Genomic DNA, 15,956 nt, shown 5'->3' on the forward strand with positions numbered 1-15,956 from the left:
GACTCTGCTGGAACTTCAAATCCTCCGGCGAAGGTACCCGAAGGATCTGGATAGGCTGCGGTTATGAGCACCGACGCCATCTCCACACAAACATTGCACGCCGGCCGGCTCATCGCGCGGCGCCTGCGCGCCAGCGGTGTCGACACCGTCTTCACGTTGTCGGGTGGCCACCTGTTTTCCGTTTACGACGGCTGCCGCGAGGAAGGGATTCGGCTGATCGATACCCGCCACGAGCAGACCGCGACCTTCGCCGCCGAAGGGTGGTCGAAAGTGACGAGGGTGCCCGGCATCGCCGCGCTCACCGCGGGACCAGGGGTCACCAACGGCATGAGCGCGATGGCGGCGGCTCAGCAGAACCAGTCACCCCTGGTCGTTTTGGGCGGCCGGGCGCCCGCGCAGCGCTGGGGAATGGGTTCGCTGCAGGAGATCGATCACGTGCCGTTCGTGGCGCCGCTGGCCCGCTTCGCCGCCACGGCGCAGTCGGCCGGGGACGCCGGCCGACTCGTCGACGAGGCGTTGCTGGCGGCGGTCGGCGCCCCGTCGGGTGTCGGCTTCGTCGACTTCCCCATGGACCACGTGTTTTCCATGTCCGAGGATGACGGCCGTCCCGGCGCCCTCACCGACCTGCCGCCGGGGCCCGCCCCCGACGGCGACGCGCTGGGCCGCGCCGCCGGCCTGCTTTCCGCGGCGCAGCGGCCGGTGATCATGGCGGGCACCAACGTCTGGTGGGGGCACGGGGAGGCGGCGCTGCTGCGCCTCGCCGAGGAACTGCAGATCCCCGTGCTGATGAACGGCATGGCCCGCGGGGCGGTGCCCGCGGACCACCCGTTGGCCTTCTCCCGGGCGCGTGGAAAAGCGTTGGGGGAAGCCGACGTTGCGCTGATCGTCGGTGTCCCCATGGACTTCCGGCTCGGCTTCGGTGCGGTGTTCGGGCCCCAGACCCGGCTCATCGTGGTGGACCGGGCCGAACCCGCGCGCAGCCATCCCCGCCCGGTTGAGGCCGAGCTCTACGGGGACCTGCTGACAACCCTCGCGGCGCTGGCCGCCGGTGGCGGGACCGACCACCGAGCGTGGATCGAGGACCTGCGGGCGGCCGAAACCGCGGCGCGCGACAAGGAGAAGACCGAACTCGCCGACGACCGCGTCCCGTTGCATCCCATGCGGGTGTATGCGGAGCTGGCGCCGATGCTGGACCGCGACGCGATCGTCGTCATCGACGCCGGTGACTTCGGGTCCTACGCCGGGCGGGTGATCGACAGCTATCAACCGGGCTGCTGGCTGGACAGCGGCCCCTTCGGCTGCCTCGGCTCGGGCCCCGGTTACGCCCTGGCCGCCAAGCTCGCCCGGCCGGACCGTCAGGTCGTCCTCCTGCAGGGCGACGGCGCCTTCGGCTTCAGCGGCATGGAATGGGACACGCTGGTTCGGCACAACGTGCCCGTCGTCTCGGTGATCGGCAACAACGGAATCTGGGGACTGGAAAAGCACCCCATGGAGGCGTTGTACGGCTATTCGGTGGTGGCCGAACTGCGTCCGGGCACCCGCTACGACGAGGTGGTGCGCGCCCTGGGCGGTCACGGCGAGCTGGTCTCCGCGCCGGCCGAGCTGCGGCCCGCGCTGGAACGCGCCTTCGCCAGCGGCCTGCCCGCCGTCGTCAACGTACTCACCGAGCCCAACGTCGCCTACCCGCGCCGCTCGAACCTGGCCTGAGCTCACGCGGCGGCCCACCGCGTACCGTTGACCTGTGCCAAAGACGACCCGCGCGCAACCCGGCGGCCTGAGCAGCCGATTTTGGCGACTGCTCGGCGCCAGCACGGAAAAGAACCGCAACCGCTCCCTTTCCCAGGTCACCGACTCCTCCGAGTACGACGAGGAGGCCGCCGGCCTCACCGACGAGCAGCTCCGCAAGGCCGCCGGTCTGCTGAAACTGGACGATCTCGCGGAGTCCGAGGACATCCCGCAGTTCCTCGCGATCGCCAGGGAGGCGGCCGAACGGGCGACCACGCTCCGCCCGTTCGACGTGCAGCTGCTCGGTGCGCTGCGCATGCTCGCCGGCGACGTCATCGAGATGGCCACGGGTGAAGGCAAAACGCTCTCCGGAGCCATCGCGGCGGCGGGTTACGCTCTGGCCGGGCGGCACGTGCACGTGGTGACCATCAACGACTACCTGGCCCGCCGTGACGCCGAGTGGATGGGCCCGCTGATCGAGGCGATGGGGCTGACGGTCGGCTGGATCACCGCCGAGTCGACCAGCGAGGAGCGCCGCGCCGCCTATGGCTGCGACGTCACCTATGCCTCGGTCAACGAGATCGGTTTCGACGTGCTGCGCGACCAACTCGTCGTCGACGTCGACGACCTGGTGTCGCCCAACCCCGACGTGGCCCTGATCGACGAGGCCGACTCGGTGCTCGTCGACGAGGCGTTGGTGCCGCTGGTGCTGGCGGGCACCACGCACCGGGAGACGCCGCGGCTGGAGATCATCAAGCTGGTCGGCCAGCTGAAGCCGGACACCGACTTCGAGACCGACTCCGACAGCCGCAACGTCCATCTGACCGACGTCGGGGCCCGCAAGGTCGAGAAGGCGCTCGGCGGCATCGACCTTTATTCCGAAGAGCACGTCGGCACGACCCTGACCGAGGTCAACGTCGCCCTGCACGCGCACGTGCTGTTGCAGCGCGACGTGCACTACATCGTCCGGGACGACGCGGTGCACCTGATCAACGCCGCCCGCGGCCGCATCGCGCAACTGCAGCGCTGGCCGGACGGCCTGCAGGCCGCCGTCGAGGCGAAGGAGGGCATCGAGACCACCGAGACCGGTGAAGTGCTCGACACGATCACGGTGCAGGCACTGATCAACCGCTACGAAACCGTGTGCGGCATGACCGGCACCGCGCTGGCCGCCGGTGAGCAGCTGCGCCAGTTCTACAAGCTCGGCGTGTCCCCAATTCCGCCGAACGAGCCCAACATTCGCGAGGACGAGTCCGACCGCGTCTACATCACCGCCGCCGCCAAGAACGACGGAATCGTCGCGCACATCGCCGAGGTGCATGAGACCGGGCAACCGGTGCTGGTCGGCACGCGGGACGTGGCCGAATCCGAGGAGCTGCACGAGCGGCTGCTGCGCCGCGGCGTACCCGCGGTGGTGCTGAACGCGAAGAACGACGCCGAGGAAGCCGAGGTCATCGCCGAGGCCGGCAAGTATGGGGCGGTCACGGTGTCGACGCAAATGGCGGGGCGCGGCACCGACATTCGGCTCGGCGGCTCCGACGAAGCCGACCATGACAGGGTCGCCGAACTCGGCGGGCTGCACGTGGTCGGCACCGGACGGCATCACACCGAGCGGCTGGACAACCAGTTGCGCGGGCGGGCCGGACGCCAGGGCGACCCCGGCTCGTCCGTGTTCTTCTCGAGTTGGGAAGACGATGTCGTGGCGGCCAACCTCGACCACAACAAGCTGCCGATGGAAACCGACGAGGACGGCCGGATCGTCAGCCCGAAGGCGGCCGGGCTGCTCGACCACGCCCAGCGCGTCGCCGAGGGCCGGATGCTCGACGTGCACGCCAATACCTGGCGCTACAACCAGCTGATCGCCCAGCAGCGCGCCATCATCGTCGATCGGCGAAACACGTTGCTGCGCACCGCAAGTGCTCGCGAGGAGCTCGCCGAGCTGGCACCCAAGCGGTACAAGGAGCTGTCGAAGGACATTCCCGAGGATCGCCTGGAGAAGATCTGCCGGCAGATCATGCTCTACCACCTCGACCGCGGCTGGGCCGATCACCTGGCGTACCTCGCCGACATCCGGGAAAGCATCCACCTGCGCGCGCTGGGCCGGCAGAACCCGCTGGACGAATTCCACCGGCTGGCCGTCGACGCGTTCGCGTCGCTGGCCGCGGATGCGATCGAAGCCGCGCAGCAGACGTTCGAGACGGCGAACGTCCTCGAGGAGGAACAGGGCCTGGATCTGTCCAAGCTGGCCCGGCCCACCTCGACGTGGACCTACATGGTCAACGACAACCCGCTGTCCGACGACACGCTGTCCACGCTGAGCCTGCCCGGCGTCTTCCGCTAGGCCGTCGACGGCGGGCGCCGGCTGTGCGTCCAGCCGCACACTGGGGACCGAGTGTGCGTCCAGCCGCGCACTCGGCGTTCGACTAAGGTCACGGCTTATGGAGCCGGCGCTTCCGCCCGACCGGGTGCTCACCGTCCCCAACGCGCTGAGCGCGATCCGCCTGGTGCTCATCGGAGTGTTCGTCTACGCCCTGTTGGTGGCGCACGCCAACGGGTGGGCGGTCGGGATCCTGATGTTCAGCGGTGCGTCCGACTGGGCCGACGGCAAGATCGCCCGGCTGCTCAACCAGTCGTCGCGGCTCGGGGTTCTGCTCGACCCGGCCGTCGACCGCCTCTACATGATCTGCGTTCCCGTCGTGATGGCGCTGAGCGGGATCGTGCCGTGGTGGTTTGTCGCCGTCCTGCTGGTGCGGGACGGGCTACTGGCGGCGACGCTGCCGCTGCTGTGGAGCCGCGGGCTGTCCGCGCTGCCGGTCACCTACATCGGGAAGGCCGGCACGTTCGCGTTGATGTCCGGTTTTCCGCTGGTGCTGCTGGGAACGTGGGACGCCCTGTGGAGCCGCGTGATCGGCGCCTGCGGCTGGGCGTTCCTGATCTGGGGCATGTACGGCTACCTGTGGGCGTTCGCGCAGTACGTGGTGCAGATGACGTTGGTCGTGCGCCGGATGCCCCGGGTCAAACACGGAGGCAGGCCCGCCCCGCCGAAGGCGGTCGAACGTGGCTGACCCGGACCGCCTGCTCGGCGGCTACGACCCCAACGCCGGGCGCAGCGCCCACGTGGCGGCGCGGCCGCAGCTGATCCCGGTGCCGTCCCTGCTGCGCGCCCTGCTCTCCGAGCACCTGGATCCCGGGTACGCCGCGGCGGCAGCCAAACGCGGCGACGCCGCCGCGCACCCGCACCGGCACGACCGCGCCTTCGGCTGGCTGTGGCAGGCGTTGGCGGCGCTGCTGATCGCCACGGTCTTCGCCGCCGCCGTCGCGCAGGCGCGATCGGTGGCCCCCGGCGTGCGCTCGGCGCAGCAGCTGCTGCTGGGCAACGTGCGTTCGACCGAGGACACCGCGGCCAAACTGGCCCAGCGGCGCACCGAACTGTCCTCCCGGCTGGACGGCGTCCAACGCCGCGCGCTGGCCGACGACGCCGAAGGGCAGCGGCTGCTGGCCCGGCTCGATGCGCTCGGCCTGGCCGCGGCCAGCACGGCGGTCATCGGCCCCGGCCTCAAGGTCACCGTGACCGACCCGGGTGCCAGCCCGAACCTTTCCGACGTCTCCAAACAGCGGCTCGGCGGCAGCAGGCAGATCATTTTGGACCGGGATCTCCAGCTGGTCGTCAACTCGTTGTGGGCCAGCGGCGCCGAGGCGATTTCGCTCGGCGGGGTCCGCATCGGGCCGAACGTGACCATCCGGCAAGCCGGCGGCGCGATCCTGGTCGACAACAACCCCACCAGCAGCCCGTACACGATCCTCGCGGTGGGGCCGCCCCGCGCGATGCGGGACGTCTTCGACCAGAGCTCCGGCCGGCAGCGTCTTAAGCTGCTCGAGGTCTCCTACGGTGTCGTCGTCACCGTGGACGCCGCCGACGGGCTGACGCTGCCCGCGGGATCGATCCGGGATATCAAGTTCGCCAAACAGATTGGGCCACAGTGAGAAAAGCCCTCGACAGACCTCTCCGGCCGGGTGAGTCGCGGACGGAGAATCGAGCATGATCGGCATCGCGGCGCTGGCGATCGGCATCGTGCTCGGGCTGGTCTTTCACCCCGCCGTGCCCGAGGTCGTCCAGCCCTACCTGCCCATCGCGGTGGTCGCGGCGCTGGACGCGGTGTTCGGCGGGTTGCGCGCCTACCTGGAACGCATCTTCGATCCGAAGGTCTTCGTTGTCTCCTTCGTGTTCAACGTTTTCGTGGCCGCACTGATCGTGTACGTCGGCGACCAGCTGGGCGTGGGCACGCAGTTGTCGACGGCGATCATCGTGGTGTTGGGAATCCGAATCTTCGGCAACGCCGCCGCCCTGCGGCGCCGGCTGTTCGGGGCATGACCGCGCCGACGACGATGCGGAGCCAGCGATGTGGAGGAGCGGCGCTATGACCGGGAGGAGGCCGGCGTGAGCCACGACCCGGGGGACCGCGCCGCCGAAAGTGGTGACGCCGCAAGCCCTACGCAGCACGGCCGCCACGAGCTTCCGGCGAAACGCCCTCGCCCGGAGATCGGGCCGGTGCGCCGAACAGGACTGTCCGGACTGGCCCGCGGCGGTCGCTCCCGGCTGGCTTTCGGGATGTTGGCGGCCCTGTTGTGTCTGCTGCTGGGCATCGCCATCGTCACGCAGGTCCGCCAAAACGAGTCGGGCGATTCGCTGGAAACCGCGCGGCCCGCGGATTTGTTGGTGTTGCTGGATTCGTTGCGGCAGCGCGACGCCACCCTCAACGCCGAAGTGAACGAACTGCAGAACACCCTGAATTCGCTGCAGGCGTCCGGCAATAACGACCAGGCCGCCATCCAGGCCGCGCAGGCGAAGCTGGCCGCGCTGTCCATCCTGGCCGGCGCCGTCGGCGCCACCGGGCCGGGTGTCACCGTCACGATCGACGATCCCGGGCCGGGGGTTTCGCCGGAGGTGATCCTCGACGTGATCAACGAGCTGCGTGCGGCCGGGGCCGAGGCGATCGAAATCAACGACGCGCACCAGTCCGTCCGCGTCGGTGTGGATACCTGGGTAGTGGGTATGCCCGGCTCGCTGACGGTCGACACCAAGACGCTGTCGCCCCCGTATTCGATTCTGGCGATTGGCGATCCGCCCACCCTGGCCGCCGCGATGAACATTCCGGGCGGCGCCGAGGACAGCATCAAGCGCGTCGGTGCGCGGATGTCCGTCCGGCAGGCCGACCGAGTGGACGTGACCACCTTGCGACAACCAAAACCACACCAATACGCTCAGCCCGTCAAGTGAGCATTCTCCCAACAGAACAGGACGACTTGTGAGCGATATCCCGCCCGACCTGCACTACACCGCCGAACACGAGTGGGTTCGCCGAAGCGGTGAGGACACCGTGCGGGTCGGCATCACCGACTTTGCCCAGTCAGCCCTGGGCGATGTCGTCTTTGTTCAGCTGCCCGAGGTGGGCACCGAACTGACCGCGGGTGAATCGTTCGGCGAGGTCGAGTCGACGAAATCGGTCTCGGATCTGTACGCCCCGGTGTCGGGCACGGTGTCCGCGGTCAATGCCGAGCTGGAAGGCAGCCCGCAGCTGGTCAACTCCGAGCCCTACGCGGGCGGGTGGCTGCTCGACGTGCAGGTGTCGGATGTCGCCGCGTTGGAGTCGGCCATTTCGTCGCTGCTCGACGCCGAGGCCTACCGCGGAACGTTGACCGAATGACGATTGCTAATGTGCCTGCCAGCCCCGCGGCGACGCGAGCGGTGCGGCGGCCGGCGGGGGAAAGGCGGGCAATCGGTCTTTCGATCGTCGGGTGGGGGGCACATTGCAGACCTATGCGCGGTACCGTCGACACATCGACACTTGAACGCACGAGCCTTAGTAATCGGCAGTACCGGGCGAAAAGACCCAGCGAGCAGCCGGCCGAGCGGCCCGGTCAGACAACGCCACAGCGGCCAGTGAGGAGCAGCGCGTGACGGATATGGACAACGACCAGACCTCTGACGAAGTCACGGTGGAGACGACTTCCGTCTTTCGTGCCGACTTCCTCAACGAACTGGACGCTCCCGCGCAGGCGGGCACCGAGAGCGCGGTCTCCGGGGTGGAAGGCCTCCCGGCAGGCTCCGCGCTGCTGGTCGTCAAACGGGGGCCTAACGCGGGATCGCGCTTCTTGCTCGACCAGCCCATCACCTCCGCCGGTCGGCATCCCGACAGCGACATCTTTCTCGACGACGTCACCGTGAGTCGCCGCCACGCCGAATTCAGGTTGGAAAACAACGAATTCAACGTCGTCGATGTCGGTAGCCTGAATGGCACGTACGTCAACCGGGAGCCCGTCGACTCGGCGGTGCTCGCCAACGGCGACGAGGTGCAGATCGGCAAGTTCCGCTTGGTGTTTTTGACCGGGCCCAAGCAGGGTGAGGACGGAGGATCCGGAGGCTAGTGAGCGCACCCGATAGCCCGGCACTGGCCGGGATGTCGATTGGGGCGGTCCTGGAACTGTTGAGGCCGGACTTTCCCGATGTCACGATCTCCAAGATTCGCTTCCTGGAGGCCGAAGGACTGGTGACGCCGCAGCGCGCCGCGTCGGGCTATCGGAGATTTACCGCATACGACTGCGCCCGGTTGAGGTTCATCCTGACCGCGCAGCGCGATCACTACCTACCGCTCAAGGTCATCCGGTCGCAGTTGGACGCCCAACCCGATGGCGAACTGCCGCCCTTCGGCTCGTCCTACGCCGGGCCACGTCTGGTGTCGGTGGCAGGCGTCGGGGAGGTCGCTGCCGAGCCGGGCTCCGGGGCCGGGCCCGACGCGGCCGCGGTGGCGCCGTCGAGCATCCGGCTGAGTCGTGAAGATCTGTTACAGCGCTCCGGGGTGGCCGACGATCTGTTGACGGCGCTGCTCAAGGCCGGCGTAATCACCACCGGCCCGGGCGGCTTCTTCGACGAACATGCCGTGGTCATCCTGCAATGCGCGCGGGCGTTGTCGGAATACGGTGTGGAGCCGCGGCATCTGCGTGCTTTCCGCTCGGCGGCCGACCGGCAATCCGACCTGATCGCCCAAATCGCCGGGCCGCTAGTCAAAGCCGACAAGGCCGGCGCTCGTGACCGCGCCGACGACCTGGCGCGTGAGGTGGCGGCCCTCGCCATCACGTTGCACACGTCGTTGATCAAATCCGCCGTTCGCGACGTTCTGCATCGCTGAGGACTAGACTTCGTCGATAGCTTGGTTTTCAGCGGCATAGCGACAATCCGGCGTCGTCGTTGCGCCAAGAACCGACACGGCAGCATATGCGGAGGGCAGACACAAATGGGTGAAGTTCGTGTTGTCGGCATTCGCGTTGAGCAGCCGCAGAACCAGCCGGTCCTGTTACTGCGCGAGACCGACGGCGACCGGTACCTGCCGATCTGGATCGGTCAGTCGGAGGCTGCCGCCATCGCACTCGAGCAGCAAGGCGTCGAGCCGCCCCGCCCCCTGACACACGATCTGATCAGGGATGTCATTGCCGCGCTTGGTCATTCGCTGAAAGAGGTGCGGATCGTCGATCTGCAAGAGGGCACCTTCTACGCCGATCTGGTCTTCGACCGCAACATCACCGTGTCGGCCCGGCCGTCGGATTCGGTGGCGATCGCGCTGCGCGTCGGGGTTCCGATCTATGTCGAGGAGGCCGTGCTGGCCCAGGCCGGCCTGCTCATCCCCGACGAGACCGACGAAGAGGGTGGCACCGCCGTGCGCGAGGACGAGGTGGAGAAGTTCAAGGAGTTTCTCGACAGCGTGTCCCCGGACGATTTCAAGGCCACGTAGACGCCTCTAGAGACCGTTCGAACGGCCCGCCCGGCGGGTACTACCCTGGACACCGACATCACGGGCGGATCTCAACTAGCGCCGGGATGTCGACACGCCTGGCGGATAGCGCCCTCACTTAGCCCGCCGGCAGCCATACTTTGATCACGACTTAAGGGCGCGGTAGCTACCGAACAGCGTAAGCTCTCTAGCACTCGGGTCTGAGCAAACGTGGCTGCGATGCAGCCAGTGACGCAGCTGGAAACGAAAGCGCGATCGGCGAGAGGAAGCACCGTGAGCGAGCAGCCACGCCAAGAACAGCTGGACCTAGCTGACCACCCGACCGCCGCACCGGAAGCGCCCGTGCAGCCCGGACTGTTCCCCGACGACTCCGTGCCGGACGAGCTGGTCGGGTACCGCGGCCCCAGCGCCTGCCAGATCGCGGGAATCACTTACCGCCAGCTGGACTACTGGGCGCGCACGTCGCTGGTGGTGCCGTCGATCCGCAGCGCGGCGGGCTCCGGCAGCCAGCGGCTCTACTCGTTCAAGGACATCCTGGTTCTCAAGATCGTCAAGCGGCTGCTCGACACCGGGATCTCACTGCACAACATCCGGGTCGCCGTCGATCATCTGCGCCAGCGCGGCGTGCAGGACCTGGCCAACATCACGTTGTTCTCCGACGGCACCACGGTCTACGAATGCACCTCGGCCGAAGAGGTCGTCGACCTGCTGCAGGGCGGGCAGGGCGTATTCGGGATCGCCGTGTCCGGCGCGATGCGCGAGCTGACCGGAGTGATCGCCGACTTCCCCGGCGAGCGGGCCGATGGGGGCGAGTCGATCGCCGCCCCGGAAGACGAGCTGGCGTCCCGGCGCAAGACCCGCGACCGCAAGATCGGTTAGGCGCGCTAGCCCGACCGGGTAAACTGGGATCCGCATCGCACTCGCGCGGGAGAGTTCCGTGACGGCCAGCCACGGACGCCGAAGGAGCAACACCTCTCCGCTAACCTCTCAGGCACCCGGACCGCCCGAGTTAACGATGCCTCTGGAAAGCGGTGCCGACCCCTAGCGGTCGACACCCGCCGATGGGGAAAGGCGCTCAGACATCAGCGGGCGCCGAATCTCTCAGGCGCCCGGCGCACGGGTGAAGACAGAGGGAGAGGACCGCTCGTCCTCTCCCTTGTCGCTGCCACCAGGAGTTACGCCAGTGCCCGAGCAAGCAACCTTCGCCGCCCGCCACATCGGCCCGGACGCCCAGGCCGTCGCGGCCATGCTGGCCGTCATCGGGGTCGACTCACTCGACGAGTTGGCCGCCAAGGCCGTTCCGGCGGGGATCCTCGACAAGCCCACCGCCGGCGGCGCGGCACCCGGCCTGGACGAATTGCCCCCGGCCGTCACCGAGACCGAGGCGCTGGCGGAGCTGCGGGCGCTCGCCGAGGCCAACACCGTGGCCGTCTCGATGATCGGGCAGGGCTATTACGACACGCTCACCCCGCCGGTGCTGCTGCGCAACGTGCTGGAGAACCCGGCCTGGTACACCGCCTACACGCCGTACCAGCCCGAGATCAGCCAGGGCCGACTGGAGGCGCTGCTGAATTTCCAGACGATGGTTGCCGACCTGACCGGGCTGGAAGTCGCCAACGCCTCGATGCTCGATGAGGGCACCGCGGCGGCCGAGGCCATGACGCTCATGCACCGCGCGACCCGCGGCACGTCGAACCGCCTCGCCGTCGACGCCGACGTCTTCGCCCAGACCACTGCTGTATTGGCGACGCGGGCCCAGCCGTTGGGCATCGAGATCGTCACCGCCGACCTGCGCGAGGGTCTGCCCGATGGCGACTTCTTCGGGGTCATCACCCAGCTGCCCGGCGCCAGCGGCCGCGTCACCGACTGGGCGGCCCTGGTGGAGCAGGCCCATGAACGTGGCGCGCTGGTCGCCGTCGGTGCCGACCTGCTGGCGTGCACACTGATCACCCCACCCGGGGACATCGGTGCCGACGTCGCGTTCGGAACCACCCAACGATTCGGTGTGCCAATGGGATTCGGCGGCCCGCACGCCGGATATCTGTCGGTGCACTCCAAGCACGCCCGCCAGCTGCCGGGCCGGCTGGTCGGCGTGTCGCTGGACGCCGACGGCTCCCCGGCCTACCGGCTGGCGCTGCAGACGCGCGAGCAGCACATCCGCCGGGACAAGGCGACCAGCAACATCTGCACGGCGCAGGTGCTGCTGGCGGTGATGGCCGCGATGTACGCCAGCTACCACGGGGCCGACGGGCTGGTTCAGATCGCCCGCCGCGTGCACGCGCACGCCGAGGCCATTGCCGCCGCCCTGGGCTCGGCGGCCAACACAGCGAGGGTGCACGACGCGTTCTTCGACACCGTGCTGGCACGGGTTCCGGGACGCGCCGACGAGGTGGTGGCCGCGGCCAAGGCGAACGGCGTCAACGTGTGGCGCGTCGATGCCGACCACGTGTCGGTCGCCTGCGACGAGGCCACCACGGACGCGCACGTGGCGGCGGTGCTGGACGCGTTCGGCGTGCCGGCTGCCGAACCCGTAGCCGTCGATATCGCGACCCGCACCTCGGAGTTCCTCACCCATCCCGCGTTCACGCAGTACCGCACCGAAACGGCGATGATGCGCTACCTGCGCACCCTGGCGGACAAAGATATCGCTTTGGACCGCAGCATGATTCCGCTCGGCTCGTGCACGATGAAGCTCAACGCCGCCGCCGAGATGGAACCGATCACCTGGCCGGAATTCGCGCGTCAGCATCCGTTCGCCCCCGCGTCGGACACCCCCGGCCTACGCCGGCTCATCGCTGACCTGGAGAGCTGGCTGGTACAGATCACCGGGTACGACGCCGTCTCGCTGCAGCCCAACGCCGGCTCGCAGGGCGAGTACGCCGGGCTGCTGGCCATCCACGACTACCACGCCAGCCGGGGCGAACCGCACCGCAACATCTGCCTGATCCCGTCCAGCGCGCACGGCACCAACGCGGCGTCGGCGGCGCTGGCCGGCATGCGGGTGGTCGTGGTGGCCTGCCACGACAACGGCGATGTCGACCTTGACGACCTGCGCGCCAAGGTCGCCGAGCACGGCGACGCGTTGTCGACGCTGATGATCACCTATCCGTCCACCCACGGCGTTTACGAGCACGACATCGCCGAGATCTGCGCGGCCGTGCACGACGCCGGCGGCCAGGTGTATGTCGACGGCGCCAACCTCAACGCGCTCGTCGGCCTGGCCCGGCCGGGGAAGTTCGGCGGCGACGTCAGCCACCTGAACCTGCACAAGACCTTCTGCATCCCGCACGGGGGCGGGGGACCGGGGGTGGGACCCGTGGCGGTGCGTTCGCACCTGGCCCCGTTCCTGCCGGGGCACCCGCATGCCCCCGAGTTGCCCGAAGGTCATCCGGTGTCGTCGGCGCCCTACGGGTCCGCCTCGATCCTGCCGATCAGCTGGGCCTACATCAGGATGATGGGCGCAGACGGCCTGCGGGCGGCATCGCTGACCGCGATCGCGTCGGCCAACTACATCGCCCGCCGGCTCGACGAGTACTTCCCGGTGCTCTACACTGGCGCGAACGGCATGGTCGCCCACGAGTGCATCCTGGATCTGCGCCCGATCACCAAGTCGACCGGAGTCACGGTCGACGATGTCGCAAAGCGCTTGGCCGACTACGGCTTCCACGCGCCAACCATGAGCTTCCCGGTGGCAGGCACGCTGATGGTGGAGCCCACGGAGAGCGAGAGCCTGACCGAGGTCGACGCCTTCTGCGAAGCCATGATCGCCATCCGCGGGGAGATCGACCGGGTGGGCGCGGGGGAGTGGCCCGTCGACGACAATCCGCTGCGGGGCGCGCCGCACACCGCCGAATGCCTGCTGGTCGCCGACTGGCAGCACCCGTACACCCGGGAAGAGGCCGCCTATCCGCTCGGGAAGAACTTCCGGCCCAAGGTGTGGCCGCCGGTGCGACGCATCGACGGCGCCTACGGCGACCGCCACCTGGTCTGCTCGTGCCCGCCGGTGGAGGCGTTCGCTTAAGTCGCGGGAGGCGCGGTTCAGCCGAAGCGCTCGATGATCGCCGCCGCGATCTGATCCGGTGCATCCTCCTGGATGAAGTGCTTGGCATTGGGCAGTTCGACGACGACGTGGTCGGGAAAGGCCGCGCGCATGCGCGGGAGGCTGGGGCCGGGCCGGAACGCGAAGTCCTTCATGCCCCAAACGAACAGCGCGGGTTTGGCGCCCAGCTTGGCCGGCACTTCCCGGGCCAGCCGTGCCAGCAGCGGGGCCGCGGCCAGGATCTGCTTGGGCATCTCGGCGACGCCTTTGCGGGCGTCGGGGCTGGGTTGCACCGCCCGGTAGTGCTGCATCACCGCATCGCTCGGGCGGTGCTCTGTCCCGGCGGGGACGAGACGTTCGACGAAGAAATTGCGGTGCAGGATCGCGTATTGCATTGGCGGACTTGACATCACCCGGCTGAACATCTTCGTCGTGAATTCGTCCGTCGGCCAGAACCAGGTGTTGCCCAGGATGACGCCGCGCACCCGCTCGGCGCGCTCCACCGCGACCGCCATGCTGATGGGCCCACCCCAGTCCTGGCCCATCGTCAGAAAGTTGTCGAGGCCGAGGTGGTCGACGAACTCGCCGACCACCCGGGCGTGTTCCTCGATGGTGTATCCGAACGGCGCGGGCCGGTCCGACAACCCGAACCCGAGGTAATCCGGTGCGATGCAACGGAACCTGTCGCGCAGCGCGATGACGATGTTGCGATAGAGGAAGCTCCAGGTCGGGTTGCCGTGGCACAGCAGGATCGGGGGCCCGGCCCCCTCGTCGATGTAGTGCATCCGCCCCTGCGAGCTGTCGAACCAGCGCGACTGGAACGGGTAGAGCCGGGGATCGGGGGTGAAATCGATGCTCATGGCGCTCCTTCGGTAGCGCTCACGATGCTAGGCCCGGAGTGTGACAGCGCCGAACCGCTGGGGCGCGGTTCGCCGCTAGTACCGGCCGAAGGTCAGGGCGACGTTGTGCCCGCCGAACCCGAACGAGTTGTTGATGGCGTACCGGTAGTTGCCCCGCCGCGGATTACCCGACACCACGTCCAGATCGATCTGCGGGTCCAGGTTTTCCAGGTTCAACGTCGGTGGAATGATCTGATCGCGCAACGCCAGCACGGTCAGGATCGACTCAACCGCACCGACCGCCCCGACCGAGTGGCCCAGGGCGGATTTGGGCGCGTACACCGCCGGCTTGTTGCTGCCCAGCGCGTTGTTGATGGCCTTGCCCTCGGCCAGGTCGCCGATCTGTGTTCCGGTGGCATGGGCGTTGACGTGGTCGATGTCCTCGGGCGTGAGACCGGCGAGTTGGATGGCCCGCGTCATCGCCTGGCCTGCGCGACTCCCCGTCGGGTCCGGCGCCACCATGTGGAAGCCGTCGGACGTCACGGCGGCCCCCATCAGCCGGGCCAGGATCCGAGCCCCGCGCGCCTTGGCGTGCTCCTCGGTCTCGAGCACCATCAGCGCTCCGGCCTCGCCGAAGACGAAACCGTCGCGGTCCTTGTCGAACGGGCGGCACGCGCCGGCCGGATTCTCGTTGTTCGTCGACATCACGATTCGCATGTTCGCGAAGGCGGCGATGGGCACTGCCTCGATGCGGGTCTCGACGCCACCGCAGATCGCGACGTCGGCCTCGCCGAACACCATCGCCTGCCACGCGCGGGCGATGGCTTCCGAACCCGACGCGCACGCCGACACCGGTGTCATCACGCCGGCCCTGGCGTGCCGTTCCAGGCCCACCGCCTGGGCGGCGGCGTCGGGCATGTACTTGCTGACGGCCAGCGGCGAGACCGCTTTCACGCCGCGGGCGCGCAGGGTGTCCCGGGTGAAGACCAGCTCCTCGCCGGAGCCGAATCCGGTGCCGATGGACACCAGCAGGCGGTTGGGGTCGACCTCGGGTGAGCCGGCGTGGTCCCACGCCCGCCGGTTGACGATGGCGGACAGCCGCGCCAGGTAGCCCGTCCGGCGCAGCTCCGCCGGGTTCAGCTCGCTGTCGAATTCCTCCAGTAGGTGCCCGCCGATGCGAACCGGCAGGTCGAATTCCTCCACGAACGGGTCATCGAGCTCCCGAATCCCACTCTGGCAGTCCAGTAGCAACTTCCAGGTCGTCTCCGCGTCGGTGGCCAGCGCGGTGGTCATGGCCACACCGGTGACGACAACGTTCGGAAGTGCCTGTCCAGTAATCAGATTCGTCATGCTGCGTGGATCATCCTTTCCCAGCGCCCACCCCGGCCGTCCTCACTCCCGGACGGGCCGTGTCACCAGCCCTCCGGAATGGAGGAGGAAGGCGCTCGACTCGGAACCTTCGCACCGCTCCCCGTGGCGTTGCCCGTGGCATCAACCTTGATCGAGCCTAGCGGCAAGTTGCCGTCCCGAGCGTGAAGACCCCGCCGCGACGTTCGGATTCCGCCG

Annotated in this window: 14 protein-coding genes and 1 riboswitch; of the genes, 12 read left to right on the forward strand and 2 right to left on the reverse strand. The window is 68.6% G+C overall.

Going from position 1 to position 15,956, the window contains the following annotated elements; all coding sequences use genetic code 11:
- Positions 1–63 precede the first annotated feature (63 nt).
- The 12 genes from A5711_RS22270 (at position 64) to gcvP (ending at position 13,533) form a co-directional block, all read left to right on the forward strand.
- On the forward strand, positions 64–1,707 hold the full coding sequence (locus A5711_RS22270; protein WP_067950366.1) for an acetolactate synthase: 1,644 nt from the start codon (positions 64–66) through the stop codon (positions 1,705–1,707).
- 34 nt (positions 1,708–1,741) lie between these two features.
- Positions 1,742–4,066, forward strand: a complete 2,325-nt coding sequence (secA2, locus tag A5711_RS22275; RefSeq protein WP_067950368.1) for an accessory Sec system translocase SecA2 — start codon at positions 1,742–1,744, stop codon at positions 4,064–4,066.
- Positions 4,067–4,163: 97 nt separating this feature from the next.
- A complete protein-coding gene (locus tag A5711_RS22280; protein WP_067950370.1) occupies positions 4,164–4,790 on the forward strand; it encodes a CDP-alcohol phosphatidyltransferase family protein in 627 nt (208 codons plus the stop codon).
- Entirely contained in the window at positions 4,783–5,709 is a 927-nt protein-coding gene (locus A5711_RS22285; RefSeq protein WP_067950373.1) for a DUF881 domain-containing protein, read from the forward strand. The genes A5711_RS22280 and A5711_RS22285 overlap by 8 nt, the downstream gene beginning before the upstream one ends.
- A gap of 55 nt (positions 5,710–5,764) precedes the next feature.
- Positions 5,765–6,097, forward strand: a complete 333-nt coding sequence (locus A5711_RS22290) for a small basic family protein (RefSeq protein ID WP_064950365.1) — start codon at positions 5,765–5,767, stop codon at positions 6,095–6,097.
- Between the two features lie 66 nt (positions 6,098–6,163).
- Entirely contained in the window at positions 6,164–7,003 is an 840-nt protein-coding gene (locus A5711_RS22295) for a DUF881 domain-containing protein (protein ID WP_067950496.1), read from the forward strand.
- A gap of 28 nt (positions 7,004–7,031) precedes the next feature.
- Entirely contained in the window at positions 7,032–7,430 is a 399-nt protein-coding gene (gene gcvH, locus A5711_RS22300; protein ID WP_067950375.1) for a glycine cleavage system protein GcvH, read from the forward strand.
- Positions 7,431–7,689: 259 nt separating this feature from the next.
- Positions 7,690–8,151, forward strand: a complete 462-nt coding sequence (garA, locus tag A5711_RS22305) for a glycogen accumulation regulator GarA (RefSeq protein ID WP_276038948.1) — start codon at positions 7,690–7,692, stop codon at positions 8,149–8,151.
- Positions 8,151–8,912, forward strand: a complete 762-nt coding sequence (locus A5711_RS22310; protein WP_067950377.1) for a MerR family transcriptional regulator — start codon at positions 8,151–8,153, stop codon at positions 8,910–8,912. The genes garA and A5711_RS22310 overlap by 1 nt, the downstream gene beginning before the upstream one ends.
- A 105-nt stretch (positions 8,913–9,017) precedes the next feature.
- Positions 9,018–9,512 carry a bifunctional nuclease family protein gene (locus A5711_RS22315; protein WP_046184273.1) on the forward strand — a complete coding sequence of 165 codons (495 nt, stop codon included), beginning with the start codon at positions 9,018–9,020 and terminating at the stop codon, positions 9,510–9,512.
- A gap of 273 nt (positions 9,513–9,785) precedes the next feature.
- On the forward strand, positions 9,786–10,391 hold the full coding sequence (locus A5711_RS22320; RefSeq protein WP_067210125.1) for a MerR family transcriptional regulator: 606 nt from the start codon (positions 9,786–9,788) through the stop codon (positions 10,389–10,391).
- Between the two features lie 36 nt (positions 10,392–10,427).
- A riboswitch (glycine riboswitch) is annotated at positions 10,428–10,525 on the forward strand.
- A 170-nt stretch (positions 10,526–10,695) separates the two neighbouring features.
- On the forward strand, positions 10,696–13,533 hold the full coding sequence (gene gcvP, locus A5711_RS22325; protein ID WP_067950379.1) for an aminomethyl-transferring glycine dehydrogenase: 2,838 nt from the start codon (positions 10,696–10,698) through the stop codon (positions 13,531–13,533).
- A gap of 17 nt (positions 13,534–13,550) precedes the next feature.
- Here the strand turns inward: gcvP and A5711_RS22330 are convergent, their stop codons facing one another.
- Both A5711_RS22330 and kasB read right to left on the reverse strand, forming a co-directional pair.
- Positions 13,551–14,411 carry a haloalkane dehalogenase gene (locus A5711_RS22330; protein WP_067950381.1) on the reverse strand — a complete coding sequence of 287 codons (861 nt, stop codon included), beginning with the start codon at positions 14,409–14,411 and terminating at the stop codon, positions 13,551–13,553.
- Positions 14,412–14,486: 75 nt separating this feature from the next.
- Positions 14,487–15,740, reverse strand: coding sequence for a 3-oxoacyl-ACP synthase KasB (kasB, locus tag A5711_RS22335; RefSeq protein ID WP_067950383.1), 1,254 nt, complete (start codon positions 15,738–15,740; stop codon positions 14,487–14,489).
- Positions 15,741–15,956 lie beyond the last annotated feature (216 nt).

The sequence above is a fragment of the Mycobacterium sp. E2238 genome, from assembly GCF_001672665.1.
In the GTDB taxonomy this organism is placed as follows: Bacteria; Actinomycetota; Actinomycetes; order Mycobacteriales; family Mycobacteriaceae; genus Mycobacterium.

Bases quoted from the DNA above. Each gene is read 5' to 3' on its own strand.
- A5711_RS22315 (WP_046184273.1), top strand. From the start codon at position 9,018: ATGGGTGAAGTTCGTGTTGTCGGCATTCGCGTTGAGCAGCCGCAGAAC.
- A5711_RS22290 (WP_064950365.1), top strand. From the start codon at position 5,765: ATGATCGGCATCGCGGCGCTGGCGATCGGCATCGTGCTCGGGCTGGTC.
- kasB (WP_067950383.1), bottom strand. From the start codon at position 15,740: ATGACGAATCTGATTACTGGACAGGCACTTCCGAACGTTGTCGTCACC.
- A5711_RS22280 (WP_067950370.1), top strand. From the start codon at position 4,164: ATGGAGCCGGCGCTTCCGCCCGACCGGGTGCTCACCGTCCCCAACGCG.
- A5711_RS22270 (WP_067950366.1), top strand. From the start codon at position 64: ATGAGCACCGACGCCATCTCCACACAAACATTGCACGCCGGCCGGCTC.
- garA (WP_276038948.1), top strand. From the start codon at position 7,690: ATGGACAACGACCAGACCTCTGACGAAGTCACGGTGGAGACGACTTCC.
- A5711_RS22330 (WP_067950381.1), bottom strand. From the start codon at position 14,411: ATGAGCATCGATTTCACCCCCGATCCCCGGCTCTACCCGTTCCAGTCG.